We start from the raw sequence: 21,111 nt of genomic DNA, 5'->3' as shown, positions 1-21,111 counted from the left end.
GGGCATATTGTCGATTCTCAAATTAAACAAGTAAAATTTCTTGCTTTATAATATCTATAAAAGACTTCAAAAGCATTAAATTATCAAATTAATTCAGAAAATATTTAGTAGATTTTCAAATTGTCCTAGTATTACATAGAACCTTGGGGCTCTGCCCCAAACCCCGGGATTTTTCGCATTTGTTCTTTAAAAACATAAAAGAAGTATCTAGGATAGATACCCCTTTTATGATTCTTTATGTTTTTATAGAATCCTATTTGGCGCTCAGGTTGCATCCCTGCAGAGCCCTATCCTCCAGATAGGCAAGAAACCAATATTTAAATTCCCGTTTCAATATTAGCCTGATATACTGTTTCTTCATTTACTACTTGCATCTTTCTAACGGTTGAATACATTAGGCTAGCTATGGCTATGTTATTTATTGATCTTAGGATTCCACCTGTTATGGTATGAATAGCAGTTAAGGCTGATGGAGTAAATACTTCATTCATACAGCCTGCTATTTTCAATCTACTGGTACAATAATCTGCTGTTTCTTCTAGAGTTAACCCTTGCATAGAATATCTCATAGATATCCTTTGCCTTAGAGGATAGCAGGTATTAAGTGCTAACTTATTTCTAATTTGTGGTTGTCCTGCGAGTATTAATACAAATGGGTTTGCCGAGTCCATTTTGAAGTTAAAGAGTAGTCTAAGATCATCTAATATCTGCATAGGAGCCATATGAATTTCATCAATTATTATAACTGGTGTTATTCGCTGTTCATAATATAGATTCTGTATAGAATCCTGTATTTGCCTAAACAATAAAATCTTCCTAAAAGCTGGCGTTTCACCTAGAAGCAAGGCCATAGCCTGATAGAAATCCTTTACCGTTAGGGTTGTTAGAGGCAGATAACATGGTTTATACAGTGACCTATTAAGGTTATCTGTAAGTTTTCTTAAACCTGTAGATTTACCAGATCCAGGTTCTCCAACTATTAAGCAGATACCTCTATTATCCAGCATATATTTTAATCTTGAATCTAGCTCTCTTGTATCTCTGCTTGAGAATAGTTTATCCGTAGGTATCTCTTTGTCAAATGGATTATATTTTAATTCGAAATGTTGTCTAAACATTGTCTTCACCTTCCATCATTTCACTGTAGGATATGGAGTTTTTAATCTCTAGACTTGTTGAGATAGCCGAATCATCCGTGGCATCAACTTGAGGACTTTTCCTTCTGTTCCCTTTAAATTTTCTCATTGCATGAGCATTATCGTGGAAACGAACTACCTTAGCTTCACCTACTCTTTTACCATCTTCATATATTGGCAGCTCTTTGGTTATATCATTTAGCCATTCTGGCTCATACCGTATTTCAACTCTTTTACCACTAAATCTTGAATCAGTTTCATAGAGTATATTTTGAATCTGAGTTGTAGCATCTGGCTGAATTTTTCTTGTTATTCTAAGAAGAAAATGCTCATTAATTCTATTAATATCTGTTACAAGATTTAGTTTAGATATCTGTGACATTAATACATCATGGGGAGATAATCCATTTAATCCCTTGTGAGATTTTCTTTTGTAATCATCTTCAAGCCATTTGAAATATCTTTGATTAAGATCATCTAAATCTATTATTGTACTTGGGTCTAAAGTACTTAAAAATCTCATTCTAACTGTATGAAACATTCTCTCAACTTTGCCACGTCCCTGGGGGACAAAAGGCTGAGAGTGAAGTAGTGTACACCCTAAGGATGCACATATATATTCAAACTGCTGTGAGCGATATATCTTGCCATTATCAGTATACACGAGCTTTGGTATTCCTCGTCTTAAAACTGCTTCTTTAAATGAGTGTCTTAGGGTTTCAAAGTTTTGCGATAGATAGAACTGGGAATATACTGGATAACGAGAGGCATCATCGATAAACATATGAAGATAGGTCTGTATTTTCTTTTTGCCAATCGTAATATATGGCCCATACATCACATCACCTTGCCATAAATCTCCTACATGTTCATGGGAGAATCTTAGAGATTCTGATTTTTCATCATCTGTCTTAAATTCACCAAGCAGTGATAAGTCTTCAATGTACCTGTATACAGTAGGTCTTGATACATTTTTAGGTTCAATTTTACCTTCAGACACCAGCTGCTCGTAAAGAAGTGTAATTGGAATTCTTGGATTTTCTTTTCTCCTATTAACTATTTCTTCTCCAAGCTCTGGAGAAATTTTTCTTGATTTCCCCTTATCACTTCTATATCCCCTCACAAGACCTTCAATACCGTGCTTATTGTAATTACATAGCCAAGATTCTAATGTCTTGTATGAATAACTTCTAGGGCCATAATGGGGCATATCGATAGGGGAGCTTGCCACTTGTCTAAAATACTCCGTATTATTAGAAACCTGTCCATTTAGTACAGGTCCTATGATTGAAAACTTCTTTAATGCTATGGCTTTTCTAGTCTTATCATCCATTTATTTATCCTCCTTATGTTTTATTACAAATTTCACCTTAAAATCATTCTATATTTAAAAGATTTCTGCTCCAATTGGGAAGGTAGTGTTGTTAGATAAAAAACATTTAAGGACTTTAAATGGATAATATTTTATGCTATCATAAATTCAGAGGTCAAAAAAGATTTTCCAGTTATATTTGAAAAGTCACAGAGGAATACATGGGGATGTAGCCTAAGGACTATTCCAAGGAAAGTCTTGACCCAGTCCTGATTCTCCGGAATTGCTCCTACAAAGATGAATTCCGGAGATATTAGGTTTAACCCATATTGTATTAACTTTCTATTCAAAATTATTCTCTTTCTGTAGTAATTTATGGTTCTACGCTCAATGAATGGGAAATCCTGTTTAATCTTCTTTACCAGCCTATTAAGAGGTATTCCACTTAAATACAATTCACATAATATATTTAAAATATCAAGAGCCGAGTATTGAAAATACTGAAGGCAAAATACTGGTAACATGGAAACAGTTCTTCCACAAATGGGACAGATGTATCTACGAACATACAATATTCCAGAAAAAGACTTGCTAATGAAAAACCGTTTGTAATATCCGTGTTTCCTTAATTTTACAGGCATAGAGCAATCTTTGAAAGGACACCTATCAGGAGCACTTGGAAAGATTTCACTGTTCATATTTGAAAAATCTATAGCGGAATAGTTGGTATCAAATATTATTTGCACAAGATACACCCCTGATTAAAATTCTACCAAATTAAAATACTACTGTAAATTGATAAATTCTCTCACTTTACAATAGCATTAAGATTCTTCTCACATTATTTAATTTGATAAAAACATAAGCATATCTATGATTTAAATTTGATAATTAACAAATAAGACTGTGAAATAAATTGTGTATGAAAATCCTCCAGGTTAAGGTAAAATAAAAATAACTTAACTAGGAGGATTTTGTTATGGGAAGAAAAAGACCAGAAAGAAAAAATGCTAAGCTTATCGAATCAATTTTAGAAGCTTACCAACCAGAAACAGCACAAGACATTCAGGAGGCACTAAAGGATTTAATGGCAAATCTACTAGAAGAAATGTTAATGGCAGAGTTAGATGACCATTTAGACTATGAATATGGTAAAAAACCACTTAGTCTTAACACAAGAAACGGGTATAGTAGTAAGAAGGTAAAAGGCTCTAATGGTGAGATGGAAATCAAAGTACCTAGGGATAGAGATGGAAGTTTTGAACCCCAAATAGTTAAGAAGCATGAAAAAGACATATCAAACATTGAAAAACAGATAATTTCAATGTATGGAAGGGGTATGACTACAAGAGATATATCTGCACATATTCAAGACATTTATGGATTTGGACTTTCAGAGTCAACAGTATCAAAGATAACAAATAAGATATTACNCTGTAGTAATTTATGGTTCTACGCTCAATGAATGGGAAATCCTGTTTAATCTTCTTTACCAGCCTATTAAGAGGTATTCCACTTAAATACAATTCACATAATATATTTAAAATATCAAGAGCCGAGTATTGAAAATACTGAAGGCAAAATACTGGTAACATGGAAACAGTTCTTCCACAAATGGGACAGATGTATCTACGAACATACAATATTCCAGAAAAAGACTTGCTAATGAAAAACCGTTTGTAATATCCGTGTTTCCTTAATTTTACAGGCATAGAGCAATCTTTGAAAGGACACCTATCAGGAGCACTTGGAAAGATTTCACTGTTCATATTTGAAAAATCTATAGCGGAATAGTTGGTATCAAATATTATTTGCACAAGATACACCCCTGATTAAAATTCTACCAAATTAAAATACTACTGTAAATTGATAAATTCTCTCACTTTACAATAGCATTAAGATTCTTCTCACATTATTTAATTTGATAAAAACATAAGCATATCTATGATTTAAATTTGATAATTAACAGTAGAACCAAGCAGTTAATGAAAAAGATTGACATACATGAAAAGCTAGTCGAAATGGGATTTGATATTAGTTATCCTACAGTTTGTAACTACATCAGAGAAAATCATGAGAGGAAAGAGGCCTTCATCAGGCAGGAATATAATTTAGGAGAAACATTAGAGTTTGATTGGGGTGAAGTAAAACTTACAATAGCAGGAAAACCTACTACATTGCAAATGGGTTTACTAACTACAGCTAAAAGCTCATATCATTATGCAAGACTTTATCAGAATCAAAAAATGGAAAACTTTTTAGATGTTCATGTAAGGGCTTTTAATAACATAGGTGGAGTTCACAGAGAACTAGTTTATGATAATCTGAAGCAAGCTGTAAGAAAATTTGTTGGAAGAAATGAAAAGGAAGCAACAGAAGACTTAATAAAAATATCGCTCTACTATGGGTTTAAATATAGGTTTTGTAATTTAGCTAGAGGAAATGAGAAAGGACATGTAGAAAAAGGTATTGAATTTGTTAGAAGGAAGGCATTTTCTAGTAGAACTGACTTTGACACAGTTAAAGAAGCAAATGCTTATCTAAAGGAAAAATTGTTAGAGCTTAATTCAAAGAAAAGAAATTGGCTCCAAAATCAAAGCCCCATTGATATACTGAAGCAGGAAATGCCCTATCTCATACCTTTAAAACCATCCTATGATGCCTCAAGGAGAGTTGAAGCAAGAGTAAATAAATATAGTGTAGTAAATATTGATCAAAATAAATATTCAGTACCAGATTATCTAGTAGGCAAATTTGTAAACGTTAAAGTATATCCAGACACAATAGAAATATATTACAAGGATAATAAAGTAGCCGAACATAAAAGGTCGTATCAATCGCATTACTGGACTGTTGATATAAATCATTTTATTCATACATTAAAAAAGAAGCCTGGAGCATTACATTCTAGTGTCGGCAGACACCAGCTTAGCCCAAAGCTTCAAGAAATATATCAAGAATATTATATCAATAATCCACGAGATTTTATAGAGCTTTTAGAACTAATTAAAGAAAAGAATTTAAAAAGCGTGGTAGAAGCTATAGCTGAATTGAAAAAAATTAAGAAAGAATTGGTTACAACAGATAATATTAAAAATATAATTTTCAAACTCCCAATGGATAACACAACTTCAAAAACTAAAGATTTATCAATACAAAAGGCATCTATAAAGCAGATTGCAATATTAAATGAGATGTTTAATTTAAATCCAGCGGGGAGGTATAAAAATTGAGTGAAATAATATCAGAAATAAAAAAATATGTATCAGAGTTAAAGATACCAGGTATAAGTCAAGGTTTGAAAATGCATATTGAAGAAGCATACAAATTTGATAAACCATATGAAGAATTCTTAAGAGATATTTTAATAGAAGCTTATGATGTTAGGAAAGAAAATGGTAGGAAAAATAGGATTAGAAATGCTAAGTTCCCATATAAAAAGTATATAGATGAACTAAGAGTGGATTACCTTCCACAAGATTGTAAAAGAAGGTTTAAAGAGCTTAAAACCCTTAGTTTTATTGATGAAGGTAGAAATATAATACTAGCAGGTAATCCTGGAACAGGTAAGACCCATCTATCAATAGGACTTGGAATAGAAGCTTGTAATAAAGGATATAAAGTATACTTTGCAACAGTACCATCCTTAATAAATGAATTAAAAGAATCTAGGAGCGAGAAGAAATTATATACATTTGAAAAAAGGTTTGAGAAATATGACTTAATCATAGCAGATGAACTAGGATATATTTCTTTTGATAAAGAAGGGAGTGAACTACTATTTACATTTCTCTCCCTTCGGGCAGAGAGGAAATCGACAATAATCACTACAAATTTATCATTTGATAGATGGAACGAGGTATTTAATGATGAAGTTTTAACAGCTGCATTAATAGACAGATTAACTCATAAATCTTATGTAATAAACATGAATGGAGACTCTTACAGAATAAAAGAAACTAAAGAATGGTTAGAAGAAACTAATTAATTTTTTATAATTAGTGGCCTGGTTTTCGATTATAATATGGCCTAAATTTCAATTGACAAATACATTTAGGAGAATTTAATTTACTAGATAATATAAACTCCTTGGCATTATCAGGTAAATTTCTTGATTTACCCTTATCAGATCGTACCTTAGGGTAAAGTCCATCAATACCATAACGCCTGTAAAGACGGAGCCATTCCTTAATAGTAGCAGGAGCATATTCCTTGTTTCCTAAAGGAGTAGAATATTCCTTAGCAGATACTTCTTCTAAATATTCCTTAGCCGTAGCCTGGGTAAAGGTTTCAGTAAGTAATGGAGCAATTAAAGAATACCTAAAAAGAGCAGTACTTTGTCGTAAGTTTTCATCCATAACATAACCTCCAGGTATTTATGTATCAATATTTTAAGCAAAACAAAGCACCCTACCCCTTAAAGGTTATGTGGGATGAAAAAACAGATAGGATTAGGATAAATACTTAGAATAAAAGGACCAAATAAATTGCTTTAAAGGTAAAAAGTCATATAAAAAATGATAAAAAAGATAGTAAGGACATAAAAGATTAAGTAAATCATAGAAATGGGCACAGCTATTCCTTAGAGTAATAGAATTAAACCTTAGAGAAGAAATACTTAGGCATCATTTTAAAGAAGGTGGAGTTAAAATCAAAGATATCCTTTGGAAAGACCTTAATCTTTTCAATAATAGATGATACCTTAGGATAATCCATATCATAATAAAGGGAATCAAAACCCGCAAAGAAAGAATTAACAATAGAGTTATTCTCATTCATTCTTTTCTTAAAAGAAGATATATTCGAGGCCTTAAAAGATAAATCAGGATTTAAACTATTAAAAAGATTAACTATCTTTGAATATGAATCCTTCATAACAAAAGATAAATATAGACATTCAAAAATAAATTCAAGGGAATACTGATAATATGGGATAAGAAAACTAGGTAAAACGGCATGGGTTTTGCCACAGGAAGGGCATTTAACACGAAGGATACTAATTCTATGAATAGAATATTTAGTGATAACATTACGGGAATAATATCCGTGACGATGGAGCATTCCTTCATAACCACAAAATTTACAACCATATATAGGTGATAAATAAATTTCTTTTCCTAAATCTAAATATTTAGTTATATTTTTAAGAAAACTGTTAATAATCATAGTATAACTGAATAAAAAAGAATTTGGATTTAGGAGAGGGGTCTTCAATGGGGAGGGCCTTTTTCCTATTTCTTTTTTACTAAGATTATTGCCATATAATCCATATCTTAATACATCAGATTAATTAATCTGATTAAAAATAGGTCGGATTAATTAATTTGACCACACTTTAGAAGATGAAATAATTTGATTTTTAGGGAAGAATTTAGAATAGGATAGTTTGCTTTATAACAACTAAACAAGAAGTAGATGCTTTTAGACAACAACTATTACAGGATGGACACCAAGATATTTATTGCTTGGCGACATTGTTGGCATATGCAGGTTTAAGGATTAGTGAAGCACTTAATATTCAGTTAACGGACTTCAATCTAACAGTAGGAGAGTTGAAAGTCAGAGGAAAGGGCGATAAAGATAGGGTTGTTTATTTGAATGACAAAATTATTAATAGCATAAGAGAATTCTTAAGAGTGAGAGTAGTTGACAGTTCCTATCTATTTGCAAATAAAAATAATGGAGTAATTCATAGATCAACAATTAATAAGATCTTCAATAAGTATAGTGATAAAATTACACCTCATACACTTAGGCATTATTTTTGTACCACTGCATTAGAGGGAGGTTTTTCTGTTCATGAGGTTGCTTATTTAGCAGGACATAGTAATGTCCAAACTACACTTCTCTATTTGAATCCAAGTAGAGAGTCAATGAGAAGTAAAATTAATCAATTATAAGATTCCAAATTAAGGCTATGGAAACGAACCATAGTCTTTTTTCTTGGAAAAATGACAAAATATTTCCATTTGTTGTATAATTAAATTATGTAGAACTATAAGTCTTTTATTAGATATTAGGGGGATAACTATGAGAAGATGGCTAAAAGAGATAAAAAGGGATGAGTATATAGAGTACTATATGAGGTTTGATTATATCATTGATGGAAAAAAAGAAGAAAACCAATCAATGATGGAAGAATTTAAGAATGCCTTTTTAGTATATTTCTTAGGTAAACATATTTCTAAAGATTTTCTAATTAATAGCGATGAAAACATTTGTATAAATAACATTGTACCAGAATATAGAGATTTAACAGCAATAATTTTATCTAATATTTTTGAAAGAAAAGATAAAGAGAATAATATAAAGGGTTTAATCGGAGAAAGTATATGTACTTGGGTATGTGAAACCTTTGATTCTGAGCCTGTTTTATTTTTACCTGTTAAGAGAGGAAATGCTTCTGAACAAGGTACTGATAGATGGGAATTAAGATATAATAATGAAAACAAAATTATACTAAGAATATGGAGTGCTAAATGTACGGAAAATATGCCATCAAAGCGAGCAGCGGAGATAAGGAAGAATGATTTTTCGTCTGTAGAAGTAATGGGCATATTAGATCAAGTAACTGACTTAATACAATATGGTAGCGGTGCCTCATTGACATTAGAGGATATAAAGAAAATACGATTATCAGCCTTAAGACAAGATTCGCTCTTATCTTTTGGAGTAGTAATGACAATAGATTGGAATTTATATGAAGAAATGTATGGAGAAACTTCGGGAAGAAGATTAAATATATTTACTCAACCTTTTGCAGATTATGCAGAAAAGATAGTGCGTATAGTACCAATTGGAGATTTGAAAGATTATGTTTCATCTTTTGATTATAAATTAAGAAATCAATTAGGGGGTGAATAATGTGTCTGATTTACTAACCATTGAATCTTTATGCGAGGGACTGAATGGTTATCAAAATAACATAGAAATTAACCTCAAAATAAATAAAATTCATTTTTTAATTACAAAATATTTTTTAAGTATTGATAATGACATTGATAACGTTACATACATAGATTTAAAAAGACTGAAAGAAATAGGCCTATATCTTTTTGATATAGTGATAGATGACTTGTTTAAAGATGATATTGAGCCAGAATCAAGAAAGACAATATTTACTTTGTGTCAAAATATATTTGAGCAGTTATGTAAAGTTTACCAGAAGGATTATGATAAATACAAGGACGAATACTTTGAATTAACTTTTATGGCGATAGCATGCACATCTATAGGTAAGAATCCCGCAAAATCATTTGTGATTTTTAGCAAATATGTTAAGGGATTTCTTACTATTAGCGATTTAGAAGAAAAAATATTACTTTTACTTAATGGATATATAGCAAAAGATTATCAGTTTGTAGATAGAAATAAGACTGATATTTTAGTTCGAATTAAAAATGGTAATATTTTAGACAATCTTAATAAAATATTGGTCCAAATATTTTTACAAACTTTAGAAATGATTAACTATTTTAAAACTGGAAACGAGAAATTAATTGTTCATGTATTAAATAGATTAGAAGAGATAAGGCGATATTGCTTAGTTAATAACTATTACAGAGAGATTTGGATAATAAAAGTTTTAATTAAACATATTAAGGTTTCTGTAGAAAATTCCCTCTGGAAAGTGCTGAGTCCGTTTTTAGGTCCGAATACTATAAAAATGTTTGTAGAAGATCAGGAAAATCCTCTCTATGAATTATGGGAACACCAGAGGGAAATTGTAAAATGTTCACTTTTTACAAATGAACATAATATAATTCATATTCCTACGAGTGCTGGAAAAAGCCTGATAGCACAATTAACTATTTTAAAAGTATTAGAAGACGATGAAGATACTACATGTATATATGTAGTACCTACAAATGCTTTACTAAACCAAGTGAGGAATGATTTAAACAGTATATTAAGTAAAATGAATCTAAATGTTGGAACTATAGTATCTGGATATGATGTCATCAACTCAGATATCGAAGAAGATCAACTTAATACCTCAAGAGTAATTATTGTAACTCAAGAGAAGTTAGATAGTTTAATAAGAAGAGAAGATGATTTCATTAATAAATGTAAATTGTTTATTTTTGATGAATTCCAAAACATTTCGCAAGGATCTAGGGGTCTATTATTAGAATTAGTTGTTTCAAAAATAAAGCATTTTAATATTGGGAATCAACCTAAACTACTATTTCTTTCTGCTATTTTACCTAATACACTTTCATTTAAGAGATGGATAGGTGAAGATATAACTAATGAATATTCAAACATAGATTGTAGGCCAACTAGACAAGTTAAATCTATTGGATATTTTAAGAGTATACTTTCGGAAGGTAAAACAACTAAATATAATGAGACTATAGATAGTAACTTAAGAATATTTTATGAAAACAATGGCGTAGGTAGTATCGACTTTCCAACATTTGAAAGATCATTGACTAATAAGGCAAAATATTATAGAATGCAAAATTTCTGTGCAGATTTAGCAGAGAGATTTGCTAACATAGGAAATGTATTAGTATATTTACCAAATACAAGTTGGTTTAAATTATTCTGCGATGTTATGTGCGAAAAAAAATTAAATTTATTACCCCATGAAATTGCTACTTTAGAGAACATAGCAGAATATGTCGCACTAACTATGAATAATGATCATTATCTCGTAAAATCTATTAGGAAGGGTATAGCATATCACCATAAAAAGTTACCAGATAATGTGAAAAGGATTATTGAAATATATTTTAAAAGAGGAACAATAAAAGTACTAGCATCAACCAGCACATTAGCACAAGGGCTCAACTTCCCTATTTCAACCATTATTATTGGCTCTTTAACTGCAGGAGGTACTTCCTTATCACCCGCTGAATTCCAAAATCTAGTAGGAAGAGCAGGAAGGGCAATGAGAGAGACTGAAGGATATGTTGTGTTAGCATTGTCAGTGAACCCAGATTATCCACAGTCGAGCACTGAAAGATATATATCTAAGATAAAAAATCAATATTTATCTATTGATTCTGATGACATTATAGTTAAAAGCAGTATTCAAGGCTTGATTGAGGCACTAGATAAGCAAGAATCTGATCTTGATAGAAATGAAAAGGAACTGATTAGGACGTATAATTCTATCATATTTGACCTAGAGCAGAATGGATCACTTGAAGACAGTGAATCATATGACGGTATAATCAATTCACTATTTTTTAGTGTGGAAGCAACGGATGAAGAAAAAAATAATTTAAAAGCATATACAAAAGAAATGGTTGCTGCTATAAAAAGTAAGATTTCTACTATTGAAGATCCTTTTATGAGAAAGATACTTAAACAATCTGGATTAAGCATAGATAGTTCAGTTGCTATTTATGAAGCAGTTGTTGAATTTAATAAAAATAGTATGGCATCAATTTTTGAAGATAATGAATTAAATAAGAATTTTATTAGTCTAATCAATGATGTAAAGAATATTCCTGAGTTCTACATGGACATGAATGGAGAATTTATATATAATTGTATTAATTCGTGGATATTTTTTTCTTCCTATAAAGATATTTGTGAGCAATTTTTCGGAGGAAACTATGATAGTTGTATAAATTTTATTAGTGAAAATATTGTGTACAAAGCCGCGTGGCTATTTAGCATAGTTTATCAAATTTTTGAGAGATTATTAATGGAACAATTTGAGAAGGATCCTTACAATATTGATATTATTAAACTATTGTTAGACTTTAGTTTTTTACCAGCATATTGTAAATTCGGTGTATATAATAGAAATATGATAGAAATACTGGAAAGTGGCCTGTATGAAAGAGAATTGTTAATAAAAGCATATACTCTATTTGAATTACATATTCAAAACGTATTATTGGATTGTCAATTATTCTATTTATGGGCACCTACTGTAACTCTTGTAGATGTTGAAGATAAAAATATTAAGATAAGTAACTATGAGAAGCAAATATGGGGTAAGTATAGTAAATTGATAGAAGACAAGGCTGAAAATGAAATTGATATAATACCTGTTTCAATAAAGGGATACGGTATGTATGAAAAGAAGTTTATGATAAAGGGAGAACCATTAATAGTAAGACATGAACCTGAGAATCAATATGATCCTAATGCAATTAAAATAATGTCTATAGATAACAAAAAGTTAGGTTATATACCTAAGGAATTCACAGAAAAAGTTGTAGGCTTAATAATAAATGATATAGCATGGATGGTATTCGATAAATTTGATAAAGGGGAACTTGTATGTTACCTATATGTCATAAAATAAATTTACAGATGTATTATAATATGCCGGTTAATTATGCATGGGGGAATATGTTATTATCATAACCACTGGTGTATTTACGATATATATAGAAAACTATAGATTCTTATTTCATAAAAAGACCAACTTAGGAGTGGATACTATGTTTCAAATAAGTAATAAATCTTTATTGATGCCGTCTGATAAATATGTAATGTTAAGGGAGAAGTACGACTACAATTCACAAGACTGTAAATTTGAGATTATGCAAACTGGTAATTTATATAATGTAGGTAAATTTATAGGAGTATTTGCAAGAGAAGTACCAAACGGAAAGCCTCATGGTATAAATCTTAGAAGGTTTGAAAGTATTATACAAGAAGTATTCAAGGATTGTTATGATGCATTTATCTCCAATAATCTACCTGATCTTCATATAATTAATCTAAAGCAAATATCTTCAGCCATAGTTTATTGGAAAATGACTAGTCAAGGTGGACGTGCTAAATTAAAGGTGGAGAATCTTCTGGCTAAATGGAGTGATGATACAGTAAAGCGGTTAATGAATGCTTATGAGAAAAAGGATATGTCATTATTTCGAATTGGAGGAGTTAGAATACCTACTGCAACAGCATTTATGAGATTTTTATTTCCAGATGATTTTGGGATAATGGATTCCCGCGTAGTAGGCAATTATACACAGCCTAATGGCATAACTACTCTTAGCCTAAGAAATGATGGTTATATAAATGATACTAAGCAAAATATAATAAAGTATGAAACGGAATATATAATATTTCTAAGGGGACAGGCAGCATCCCTTAATAAGTTAGGTATAAAATTTCGAGATGTTAATGAACAGGGGAAAATATTTTTAACAACATTTCGTTCTTCCGATATCGAAATGAGTTTATTCTAAACAATAATTTTCATTAGATAAAGTTAAAGGCTGGATATAGGTGAAAAAGGGTGTGAAACAATGAAAAATAAAATTGAAGTCAGGAATATGATTGAAACGGACCAGAAGCAAATAAATACAGAAGTAAAATTATTAAAAGATGGAGAACATACATATCGATATATGCTAAAAAAGCAATGGGGCGAAGGTGAAAAAACTGCTGCAATTATGATGTTAAATCCTAGCAAGGCAGATTCTTTAAAATTGGATCTAACGGTTATGAATGTTACGAATTATCTTGTGGATAATGGGTTTAGCGGTATGTCCATAGTTAATTTGTTTTCATATATGTCTACTAATCCTAACAATTTAAAATATAGAAATCAAGATTATGAAAGAATTAATGTTGAATACATAGAGCAAGCATTTGAAGATGCATCAATAATAATCATTGCTTGGACAAGAGGTGAAAAGATAACTGAGAAGAGAAAAATTAAAGGTATATTAAAGAAATATGAACATAAGTTGAAATGTTTTAAAGATGGTAATGAGAAAATAATGAGGCATCCGAGCAGAGGATTTAATGATAAGTGGACCTTAGTAGATTATAATTTTGATATAGAAGGATTATAAATTTTCATTAATTAAATGAAGGATAAGGAATACCTTTAGTATACGAAAGGAGGAGTGAGTAAATGACGCCAGAGAAAAGTCTACATTATACAATGATTAAATACTTAGATATAGAAGGTGAAACTGAACTAAGTAACTTTATCAAACACTCAAAAATAGTATATGATAGACGTTGGGATTATTCAGGTATTGTATCAAATCAAAGAAAGATGTTCATTAATATAAAAACACCTATTGAATTTAAAAAGATTTTAGAAGATAATCTAAAGAAGTTAGAGAAAATTTGTTTCGAGATATATGAAGATGATGATGAATATGCTGCGGTAGGTGTTTATATAAGTACATTAGCATATAACATTACAAGTGTAGAAATTGATGAAATTGAAAATGAAATTGTGGAGGATTCAATTTATCAGAACTTTATATTGGAAATTTCAAGTATGGATATTGATCAGATTGAAAGGAAATATTTATATGAGGCTTGTGAATGTGCTATAAGAAATAATAGATTAGCAGCGAGTACAATGCTAGGATGTGCTGCTGAATACTTATTAATAAATCTAAGCAACGCATACTACCAGTATTTAGAGAACAATGGAACCTCTAATGAAATTGAAAATTTCAAACGCAAAGTTGTTAATGCAAAATCTGCTTATGATAGACTCGATGAATTTGAAAAAAGGATAGAATCAAATATAAGTATATTTCAAGAAGTAGGGTTTGAAAATCCGAAATTGAATTTTAACTTTTTAGATATTATACGAAAAGTAAGGAACCAATCTGGACATCCTACAGGACTAGAGGTTTCTGAAGGAGATTTAAAAATGTTTTTCGGCAATTATCAGCACTTTATAAAATTGGCTCATAAACTAATTGATGTATTACCTACATATAGTGTCGAGAGGTAGGTTTATTTGTTCGTTGTCGACTTATAAGAAATTCGATTCAGAATTACAAAATATGTTCACGAATAAAACCGGTATAAATATAGATTATTTATGGGAGTGGAAGAACTATGGTTGAAGGGAATTCAGTACAATCTGTTAAGATTGAGTTAGAAGTAATAAATACACTAGATGGAAACGATGTTATTAGTCGGAAAGAAACTGAAATAGATTCTCAATTAATTGGTGGGTTAATAAATTTAGTAAAGTCTAAAGATAATTTTTCTTCAATTAAGGAAGCCCCTAAAAATGTAAAAGATCTGTATGAAGTGGTTATAAAACCACATCTTCAGGAAGGAATAGATTCAGGAAATTTAGAATGGAATGGTGTTAGTGCTCAGATTCGAAACAAGAAGAATGGGGAAATAGCAGGAAATATTGAACTATCAAAACACGAATTAGAGCAAGTGGTTCCCAATAAAAGTGCAATAAGTAATGCAACCAAAGCCATATGCAGTGTTGCAGGACAAATGCAATTAGTTGAAATTACGCAAAGGTTAGAACAGATATCAGAGAAGATAGATTTATTAATAGAAAATGAAAGAGATAAAACAAACGCAAGACTAACTGGCACTTTAAAGACTTTGCAGAAAGCATTAATGATTGATGACAATAGTTGTTCCTTTAAATTTGCTAGAATCGACAGATGCATTGATAGATTGCAGGAGTTAGTAGATTATTTTTAAATAAAAATTGATAAGGACTTAAATAAAGAAATAAAAAGGAGTATGCTAGAGTCCATTATTGACAGTTTTAAACCTTCAAATAGACAAGATATAAAATTCTATGATTCTATGAAGAAATGGTTGGATAATAGTAACTATTATATTCAAGGGTATGTTTACTCTAAATTGGCATTAGCAAAATGCTATGAAGTCATCGAGGGGATTGAAGAGGGTCAGAGAGAACTTTATGAATGTAAACAAGTATACAATGAATATCTTTCACGAATGGGTGAAAAAGTTACATATTTGGTTAAGGAGACAGGATTATCTGTATCTGAAAGTCAAGACATTAATCAAGTTATTGATTACATAAGTAAAAGTCCAAAACATTCAAGGATAAAAGTGAATATGATTAAGTTAAAGGAAAATGTAGTTAAAGGTAATGATGATATTAGCAAACTTGATGCTCTAGGAACAGGTTCAATTATATTGGAATTACAAGATATACAAGATCTAGATAAGGAGGATTAAAATGCTTGAAGGATTCTGTTCGAATTGTAAGAAGAAATCTTATTTTACCCATATAAAAAACAACACATATAAATGCGATTCTTGTGGGGTTGAATTAAAAAAGTGTAAAAACAAAAAGCATAATTGTTTAAATATGATAAATATTAAAAATCCTTCAGGATATTGTGATGACTGTATTAATAATGGGATTAAAGTTGGCAGAGTAGGACCAATTGCTTTTTTTGGTGGTATAGGCGTCTTGGCTTGGAAGAATAAAGGCAAAATTATTAAAGTTGCATCTAAAGTTATTAAAAGAGTATAAAAAATGCTGTATATAAATAATCAATATGTTTACTCAAAATGTATCAACTATATTAGAAGGAGGAAAACATAATTATGAAGAAGCAATTTGAAGGATATTTAATAGATTGTGGATATAAGCAAAGAACTCCAAGTGGTAATCCTAGTACAGTTTATGATTATATCAAAAGGATTGATAAGATTTGTGAATGGGAGAATATTTCTTGGGAGCAACTGGCTGATAATATACATATAATTTTACCTCAATATGATATTGGAGGAATAAAAGAGGATTTGGGCAAAAAATCACACAATGCAGTAATTAATGCTTTGAGACGTTTTTCAGATTATGTAATTAACAACCTTTAAAAGCACAAAGATAAATAGAAGTACAGAATTTAGGAGAAAAGAGTTATTTTGTTGATGAACATAATGATTAGGGTCTTTAATATGGAAAGATAAATGTGGCAAACTATAATTATAATATCGGATATTAAGGTATATATAATGTAGGAAATTTTTAATTAAAAGTAAAATCTAATATTATATTTACAATAGATTTATTGTTCATTGTCGACTTACAAAAAAGTCGGTTCAAAATTACAAAGTTTGTCCACGAAAGATACAGAGCGTCAGACTGGGAAAGCAGCCTGGCGCATTTTATTTGTGCAAAAGAAGATCCACCCGCCTCAAAGAACCCCCAAATTAAGATAGTATAATCCCCTGCAGAGCAGTAAAATCAATATATTAATTGTATTATATAACTATAAGTAGTTAAATTTTTTGTAAAAGATTATACTAGATTTAACTTCAAAAGTATATTACTTTAATTGTTAGGCAATTTGTGGTAAAATTTCCTTAAGATATATAAATTATAAAAATAAGTTGCAAATATAACTTATAGGTTATATAAAGCATAAGAAAAGATGGATATATAAATTATACTAAGCAGAATATAAAGAAGTATGAAACGGAATATGCAATATTTCTTAGAAGTCAGGCAGCACACCTTAATGAGTTAGGTATTAAATTTCAAGATATTGATGATCAAGGAAATAAATTTTTATCAAAATTCCGTGCTTGCGATATTGAAATGGCTCTTTTCTAAAATAACTAATGGTAGACTAATCTTAGTTATTATAAAAAACATTTTGTCATTAAAAGGGGTGAGACATTGTTTTCAAAAGATGACTTATTAGATATGGGGTTTGTGGGATTTACGAGATTGAAAGATATAGGAAATGATTTTGGTATTTTCCCAGATTTTAAAGGTCTATATATTATATATACTGATGAGGAACAAGATGTAAGTTTCTGTAACCCGGGTACAGGAGGATTTTTTAAAGGAAAAGATCCTAATGTTACGATAGATGAGTTAATTAGAAAATGGGTAGAGGATGCAAATGTATTGTATATTGGTAGAGCAGGCGGAATTGCTAAAAATGGTCGAGTTTATAGGTCAACATTAAAAACAAGAATAATGCAATACATAAAGTTTGGGAGAGGAAAAAACATTGGACATTGGGGTGGAAGGTATATCTGGCAAATCAAAGGAAGTGGAGATTTAATGATTGCTTATAAGATTCTTGAAGATGAAAACCCAGTAATTGAAGAGCAAGAGTTAATCAATAAGTTTAAAAACCATTACAATGGAAGATTACCTTTTGCTAATTTGGTATAAGAGTAGGTATGGAAAAGTACGATATTTGAAATGTTGTAAATAACCTTTGATATAAAGTTTGAAGATTTTGATGAATAATTACACTTCAAAGGTTGTAAAAAAATATTAAAAGGGAACCTATCCAAGGTTCCCTACTTTTAATGATAATAATCCCATAGATATATCATCCAAGGTGTTTTTGTATTATATATACCTTATTATCTATATGCTATTCAAATAATCTATTAAAGTCAAGGAATATAAATGAATATACTTGAAATTCCTTGGAATTGAAGAGATATAATATTTCTTTTAAAGAAGATTCAAATGGGAAAATGAAAAATATAGATGACTTAATTTACTCCTCATTTTCACGCTTAGCCAAAGGATGCAACTTAGAAGTTTTCCTCAATTGTTCAACAGTTGTATGAAGGTATATAGAGGTTGAATTTAAATCAGCATGTCCAAGTAGATCTTTAATCTCCATTAGATTTCCACCATTTTTTAATATCAAGGTAGCATAGGTATGTCTTAGAGTGTGTATTGTATATCCCTTATCATCAAGACCAGCAATCTTCATATATCTCCTGAAAAGTTGTTGTATGGCAGTAACACTAATACGATTACCATATCCACTTTTAAAAAGAGGTTCTTTATTATCTTTAACAGGTAATCGGGTCATTAGATACTCCCAAAGATAACCGCTGGTAGGTTCGAATAGAGGAACTACCCTATCTCTACCACCTTTACCATTTAAGATTTTTAGAGTATTGTTTCCAAGATCAACATCTTCTATATTAAGATTTATAAGTTCCTGTCTCCTAATGCCAGTCGAAGCATATAAATTAAAGATAGCCCTATCTCTTAAGCCATTTCCATCACTATAATCCATAATAACTGATAAGAATTTCTCCAACTCTTCTTCTTTCATTACTTTTGGAAGTTTCTTCTCCTTCTTAGGAGCAGTTATTCGGTCCATGAAATTTACATCCATATACTCGTTTATTACAAGGAACTTGGCAAAACTTCTAAGACTATTTATCTTCCTATTAATAGTGGTAGAACTATAGTCTTTAATTTTCTTCATGTAATTTACATAATTCCTTAGATTTTGAGTAGTAAGCATATCCAAAGATTTAGGCATCCTCTTTGATACTAAATATTCAGTGAGTACATTATAATCTCTTCTATAACTATCAATTGTAAGAGAAGAGGCATTCTTTTCAGATAACATATAATCTAAAAATTCACCATATAAAACATCAAGGTTTTTCATTTTATCACTCCTTACTTCTGTACTTCTTTAGGTCGCACATAACTGTGATACTATACATTATTTTGGAAATGAGATAAAACAAAAACTATGGAGGCATTGAAATTTCAACATTTCCATAGCAAATAAACCTTTCACTAAAGGTGAAGTTAGAACACGGCTTATAGATTTACTCATCATAGCTTTTACAACATCGGTTTTAGGACTGGTGTTTTATTTTTTTACTACATTTTATTTTTAACAGAAGGACAGTTTTTAAACTATTAGAAAAGCAAAGGTATAGATAAAGTTTTTTCACCAATTTATAAAAAGTAAGAATAGATTAATTATTTATGGGTAATAGTATTATACTAAAGTCCATGCTTTAAATAAGATTGATTAATTTTAACTTAATATTTTGCACAAAGGGGTGCTTTTTGAGGCAATGGAGCCTGCATAATCTTTACCAAAGATTTATGTAGGCTTTTTTTGACTAATTATTTAAAAGGAAGGATACTATGGAAGCCATTGAAAAACAAAGAGTTATACAGGAATATGTTCCAGGAAAACAGGTGACTCTCGCCCATTTAATTGCTAATCCTGCTGGGAGCATATTTAATAAATTAGGTTTGATTGAAGAATATAATGATGCTATAGGCATACTTACTATTACACCCAGTGAAGCAGCGATTATTGCATCAGATGTGGCAACAAAGGCTGCGGAGGTTGAAATAGGATTTTTAGACAGATTCAGTGGTTCCTTAGTTATTACCAGGGATATTTCTAGTGTAGAGTCTGCATTGAAGGAAGTCTTAAGGGTATTGACGGATATTCTATTATTTACTCCCACCTTTATTACTAGATCATAGGGTGATCGGGAGGTAAGGGACCTTAGGGTTGGAGGACTGGTATTAGAGGTAAAATATACCCTTATGAAACAAAAGAATAAAACCATAGGAATAAATATGATAATAAGGGATATTATTGAGGTAAAAGCAAAAGAAAAAGAGCCCATATTGATATGATACTTCCAAAGTAGACAGTCTAATTAATTAAAAATTAGATTATCTACTTGGAGGTATTTTTTTATGGGAAGAAAACCAAAGTACAGTAAAGAAGTAAAAATTAAGGCTTGCAAAGATTATGAAAAAGGTCATATTAGTTTTCAAGGAATTGCTGATGAAATTGGAACAACAAAGGAAGTTGTGCGTCGATGGTATTTAAGATATAAAGAACATGGACCAAGTGTATTTGAAACATCAAACAAAAATTCTTCATATAGTAAAGAATTTAAGTTATCAATAATAGAAAAATATAATTTAGGTAAATATTCAATGCCTGATTTAGCAGCTAAATATAATATTTCCACAGGAGTAATTAATAATTGGATTAATAAATGGTATAATGGTATAGAAATAAAGGCTTATGACCCTAAAGGAGATGTCTATACCATGAAATCAAGAAAAACTACATTTGAAGAAAGACTAGAAATAGTTAAATGGGTTATTGAAAACAATATGAGTTACAAAGATGCGGCTGATAAGTATGGGGTTAC

The 21,111-nt window shown here is 30.4% G+C and carries 22 protein-coding genes; 16 read left to right on the top strand and 6 right to left on the bottom strand.

Annotated elements, in window-relative coordinates; genetic code table 11:
* Nucleotides 1–317: 317 nt before the first annotated feature.
* From CUL_RS0109715 to CUL_RS17135, 3 genes are all read right to left on the bottom strand, one after another.
* Nucleotides 318–1,118, bottom strand: coding sequence for an ExeA family protein (locus CUL_RS0109715; protein WP_025641414.1), 801 nt, complete (start codon nt 1,116–1,118; stop codon nt 318–320).
* On the bottom strand, nt 1,111–2,469 hold the full coding sequence (locus CUL_RS0109710; RefSeq protein WP_025641412.1) for a DDE-type integrase/transposase/recombinase: 1,359 nt from the start codon (nt 2,467–2,469) through the stop codon (nt 1,111–1,113). The genes CUL_RS0109715 and CUL_RS0109710 overlap by 8 nt, the downstream gene beginning before the upstream one ends.
* Before the next feature lie 131 nt (nt 2,470–2,600).
* The gene (locus CUL_RS17135) at nt 2,601–3,194 is read right to left on the bottom strand and encodes a hypothetical protein (RefSeq protein WP_025641410.1); all 594 of its coding nucleotides are present in this window, start codon (nt 3,192–3,194) and stop codon (nt 2,601–2,603) included.
* Between the two features lie 233 nt (nt 3,195–3,427).
* On the opposite strand from CUL_RS17135, the gene CUL_RS0109700 reads away from it, so the two are divergent.
* The 3 genes from CUL_RS0109700 (at nt 3,428) to istB (ending at nt 6,436) form a co-directional block, all read left to right on the top strand.
* Nucleotides 3,428–3,913 (top strand): IS256 family transposase, encoded by a 486-nt coding sequence (locus CUL_RS0109700; RefSeq protein ID WP_025641409.1) that lies wholly within the window; start codon nt 3,428–3,430, stop codon nt 3,911–3,913.
* A 520-nt stretch (nt 3,914–4,433) separates the two neighbouring features.
* Nucleotides 4,434–5,681, top strand: a complete 1,248-nt coding sequence (istA, locus tag CUL_RS0109695) for an IS21 family transposase (RefSeq protein WP_051403534.1) — start codon at nt 4,434–4,436, stop codon at nt 5,679–5,681.
* Nucleotides 5,678–6,436 (top strand): IS21-like element helper ATPase IstB, encoded by a 759-nt coding sequence (gene istB, locus CUL_RS0109690; RefSeq protein WP_025641407.1) that lies wholly within the window; start codon nt 5,678–5,680, stop codon nt 6,434–6,436. Before istA ends, istB begins: the two co-directional genes overlap by 4 nt.
* Before the next feature lie 10 nt (nt 6,437–6,446).
* Here the strand turns inward: istB and CUL_RS0109685 are convergent, their stop codons facing one another.
* Nucleotides 6,447–6,806 carry a helix-turn-helix domain-containing protein gene (locus CUL_RS0109685; protein ID WP_025641406.1) on the bottom strand — a complete coding sequence of 120 codons (360 nt, stop codon included), beginning with the start codon at nt 6,804–6,806 and terminating at the stop codon, nt 6,447–6,449.
* A gap of 238 nt (nt 6,807–7,044) precedes the next feature.
* Entirely contained in the window at nt 7,045–7,614 is a 570-nt protein-coding gene (locus CUL_RS20185; protein WP_025641405.1) for a DUF6431 domain-containing protein, read from the bottom strand.
* Between the two features lie 215 nt (nt 7,615–7,829).
* On the opposite strand from CUL_RS20185, the gene CUL_RS0109675 reads away from it, so the two are divergent.
* The 11 genes from CUL_RS0109675 (at nt 7,830) to CUL_RS0109625 (ending at nt 18,325) form a co-directional block, all read left to right on the top strand.
* On the top strand, nt 7,830–8,348 hold the full coding sequence (locus tag CUL_RS0109675; protein WP_081722825.1) for a tyrosine-type recombinase/integrase: 519 nt from the start codon (nt 7,830–7,832) through the stop codon (nt 8,346–8,348).
* A gap of 130 nt (nt 8,349–8,478) precedes the next feature.
* Entirely contained in the window at nt 8,479–9,312 is an 834-nt protein-coding gene (locus tag CUL_RS0109670) for a hypothetical protein (RefSeq protein ID WP_025641402.1), read from the top strand.
* Between the two features lies 1 nt (nt 9,313).
* Complete coding sequence (locus CUL_RS0109665; protein WP_025641401.1) at nt 9,314–12,718, top strand: DEAD/DEAH box helicase; 3,405 nt, start codon at nt 9,314–9,316, stop codon at nt 12,716–12,718.
* 139 nt (nt 12,719–12,857) lie between these two features.
* On the top strand, nt 12,858–13,613 hold the full coding sequence (locus CUL_RS0109660) for a hypothetical protein (RefSeq protein WP_025641399.1): 756 nt from the start codon (nt 12,858–12,860) through the stop codon (nt 13,611–13,613).
* A 60-nt stretch (nt 13,614–13,673) separates the two neighbouring features.
* Complete coding sequence (locus tag CUL_RS0109655; RefSeq protein WP_025641397.1) at nt 13,674–14,225, top strand: DUF1643 domain-containing protein; 552 nt, start codon at nt 13,674–13,676, stop codon at nt 14,223–14,225.
* A gap of 62 nt (nt 14,226–14,287) precedes the next feature.
* A complete protein-coding gene (locus CUL_RS0109650) occupies nt 14,288–15,133 on the top strand; it encodes a hypothetical protein (protein ID WP_025641395.1) in 846 nt (281 codons plus the stop codon).
* 107 nt (nt 15,134–15,240) lie between these two features.
* Nucleotides 15,241–15,855, top strand: a complete 615-nt coding sequence (locus CUL_RS0109645) for a hypothetical protein (protein WP_025641394.1) — start codon at nt 15,241–15,243, stop codon at nt 15,853–15,855.
* Nucleotides 15,856–15,897: 42 nt separating this feature from the next.
* Entirely contained in the window at nt 15,898–16,365 is a 468-nt protein-coding gene (locus CUL_RS0109640; RefSeq protein ID WP_025641392.1) for a hypothetical protein, read from the top strand.
* Between the two features lies 1 nt (nt 16,366).
* Nucleotides 16,367–16,666: a hypothetical protein gene (locus CUL_RS0109635; RefSeq protein WP_025641390.1), complete on the top strand. Its 300-nt coding sequence runs from the start codon at nt 16,367–16,369 to the stop codon at nt 16,664–16,666.
* Between the two features lie 74 nt (nt 16,667–16,740).
* On the top strand, nt 16,741–17,013 hold the full coding sequence (locus CUL_RS0109630) for a hypothetical protein (protein WP_025641388.1): 273 nt from the start codon (nt 16,741–16,743) through the stop codon (nt 17,011–17,013).
* 805 nt (nt 17,014–17,818) lie between these two features.
* Nucleotides 17,819–18,325, top strand: a complete 507-nt coding sequence (locus CUL_RS0109625) for a hypothetical protein (protein ID WP_025641386.1) — start codon at nt 17,819–17,821, stop codon at nt 18,323–18,325.
* 337 nt (nt 18,326–18,662) lie between these two features.
* On the opposite strand, the gene CUL_RS0109620 is transcribed toward CUL_RS0109625, so the two are convergent.
* A complete protein-coding gene (locus tag CUL_RS0109620; RefSeq protein ID WP_025641384.1) occupies nt 18,663–19,580 on the bottom strand; it encodes a tyrosine-type recombinase/integrase in 918 nt (305 codons plus the stop codon).
* Nucleotides 19,581–20,074: 494 nt separating this feature from the next.
* Here CUL_RS0109620 and CUL_RS0109615 point away from each other — a divergent pair, with 494 nt between their 5' ends.
* Nucleotides 20,075–20,425, top strand: a complete 351-nt coding sequence (locus tag CUL_RS0109615; RefSeq protein ID WP_025641382.1) for a BMC domain-containing protein — start codon at nt 20,075–20,077, stop codon at nt 20,423–20,425.
* Between the two features lie 219 nt (nt 20,426–20,644).
* On the top strand, nt 20,645–21,111 hold a 467-nt coding region (locus CUL_RS19150; protein ID WP_025641380.1), incomplete at its 3' end, for a transposase.

The sequence above is a fragment of the [Clostridium] ultunense DSM 10521 genome (assembly GCF_000511955.1).
Classification (GTDB): Bacteria; Bacillota; Clostridia; order Tissierellales; family Tepidimicrobiaceae; genus Schnuerera; species Schnuerera ultunensis.
The sequence above is the reverse complement of the archived record's forward strand: the minus strand, read 5'-3'. Positions and strand labels throughout refer to the sequence as shown.

Bases quoted from the DNA above. Each gene is read 5' to 3' on its own strand.
- CUL_RS0109715 (WP_025641414.1), bottom strand. From the start codon at position 1,118: ATGTTTAGACAACATTTCGAATTAAAATATAATCCATTTGACAAAGAG.
- CUL_RS0109710 (WP_025641412.1), bottom strand. From the start codon at position 2,469: ATGGATGATAAGACTAGAAAAGCCATAGCATTAAAGAAGTTTTCAATC.
- istA (WP_051403534.1), top strand. From the start codon at position 4,434: ATGAAAAAGATTGACATACATGAAAAGCTAGTCGAAATGGGATTTGAT.
- CUL_RS0109685 (WP_025641406.1), bottom strand. From the start codon at position 6,806: ATGGATGAAAACTTACGACAAAGTACTGCTCTTTTTAGGTATTCTTTA.
- CUL_RS20185 (WP_025641405.1), bottom strand. From the start codon at position 7,614: ATGATTATTAACAGTTTTCTTAAAAATATAACTAAATATTTAGATTTA.
- CUL_RS0109670 (WP_025641402.1), top strand. From the start codon at position 8,479: ATGAGAAGATGGCTAAAAGAGATAAAAAGGGATGAGTATATAGAGTAC.
- CUL_RS0109660 (WP_025641399.1), top strand. From the start codon at position 12,858: ATGTTTCAAATAAGTAATAAATCTTTATTGATGCCGTCTGATAAATAT.
- CUL_RS0109655 (WP_025641397.1), top strand. From the start codon at position 13,674: ATGAAAAATAAAATTGAAGTCAGGAATATGATTGAAACGGACCAGAAG.
- CUL_RS0109650 (WP_025641395.1), top strand. From the start codon at position 14,288: ATGACGCCAGAGAAAAGTCTACATTATACAATGATTAAATACTTAGAT.
- CUL_RS0109645 (WP_025641394.1), top strand. From the start codon at position 15,241: ATGGTTGAAGGGAATTCAGTACAATCTGTTAAGATTGAGTTAGAAGTA.
- CUL_RS0109640 (WP_025641392.1), top strand. From the start codon at position 15,898: ATGCTAGAGTCCATTATTGACAGTTTTAAACCTTCAAATAGACAAGAT.
- CUL_RS0109635 (WP_025641390.1), top strand. From the start codon at position 16,367: ATGCTTGAAGGATTCTGTTCGAATTGTAAGAAGAAATCTTATTTTACC.
- CUL_RS0109630 (WP_025641388.1), top strand. From the start codon at position 16,741: ATGAAGAAGCAATTTGAAGGATATTTAATAGATTGTGGATATAAGCAA.
- CUL_RS0109620 (WP_025641384.1), bottom strand. From the start codon at position 19,580: ATGAAAAACCTTGATGTTTTATATGGTGAATTTTTAGATTATATGTTA.
- CUL_RS0109615 (WP_025641382.1), top strand. From the start codon at position 20,075: ATGGAAGCCATTGAAAAACAAAGAGTTATACAGGAATATGTTCCAGGA.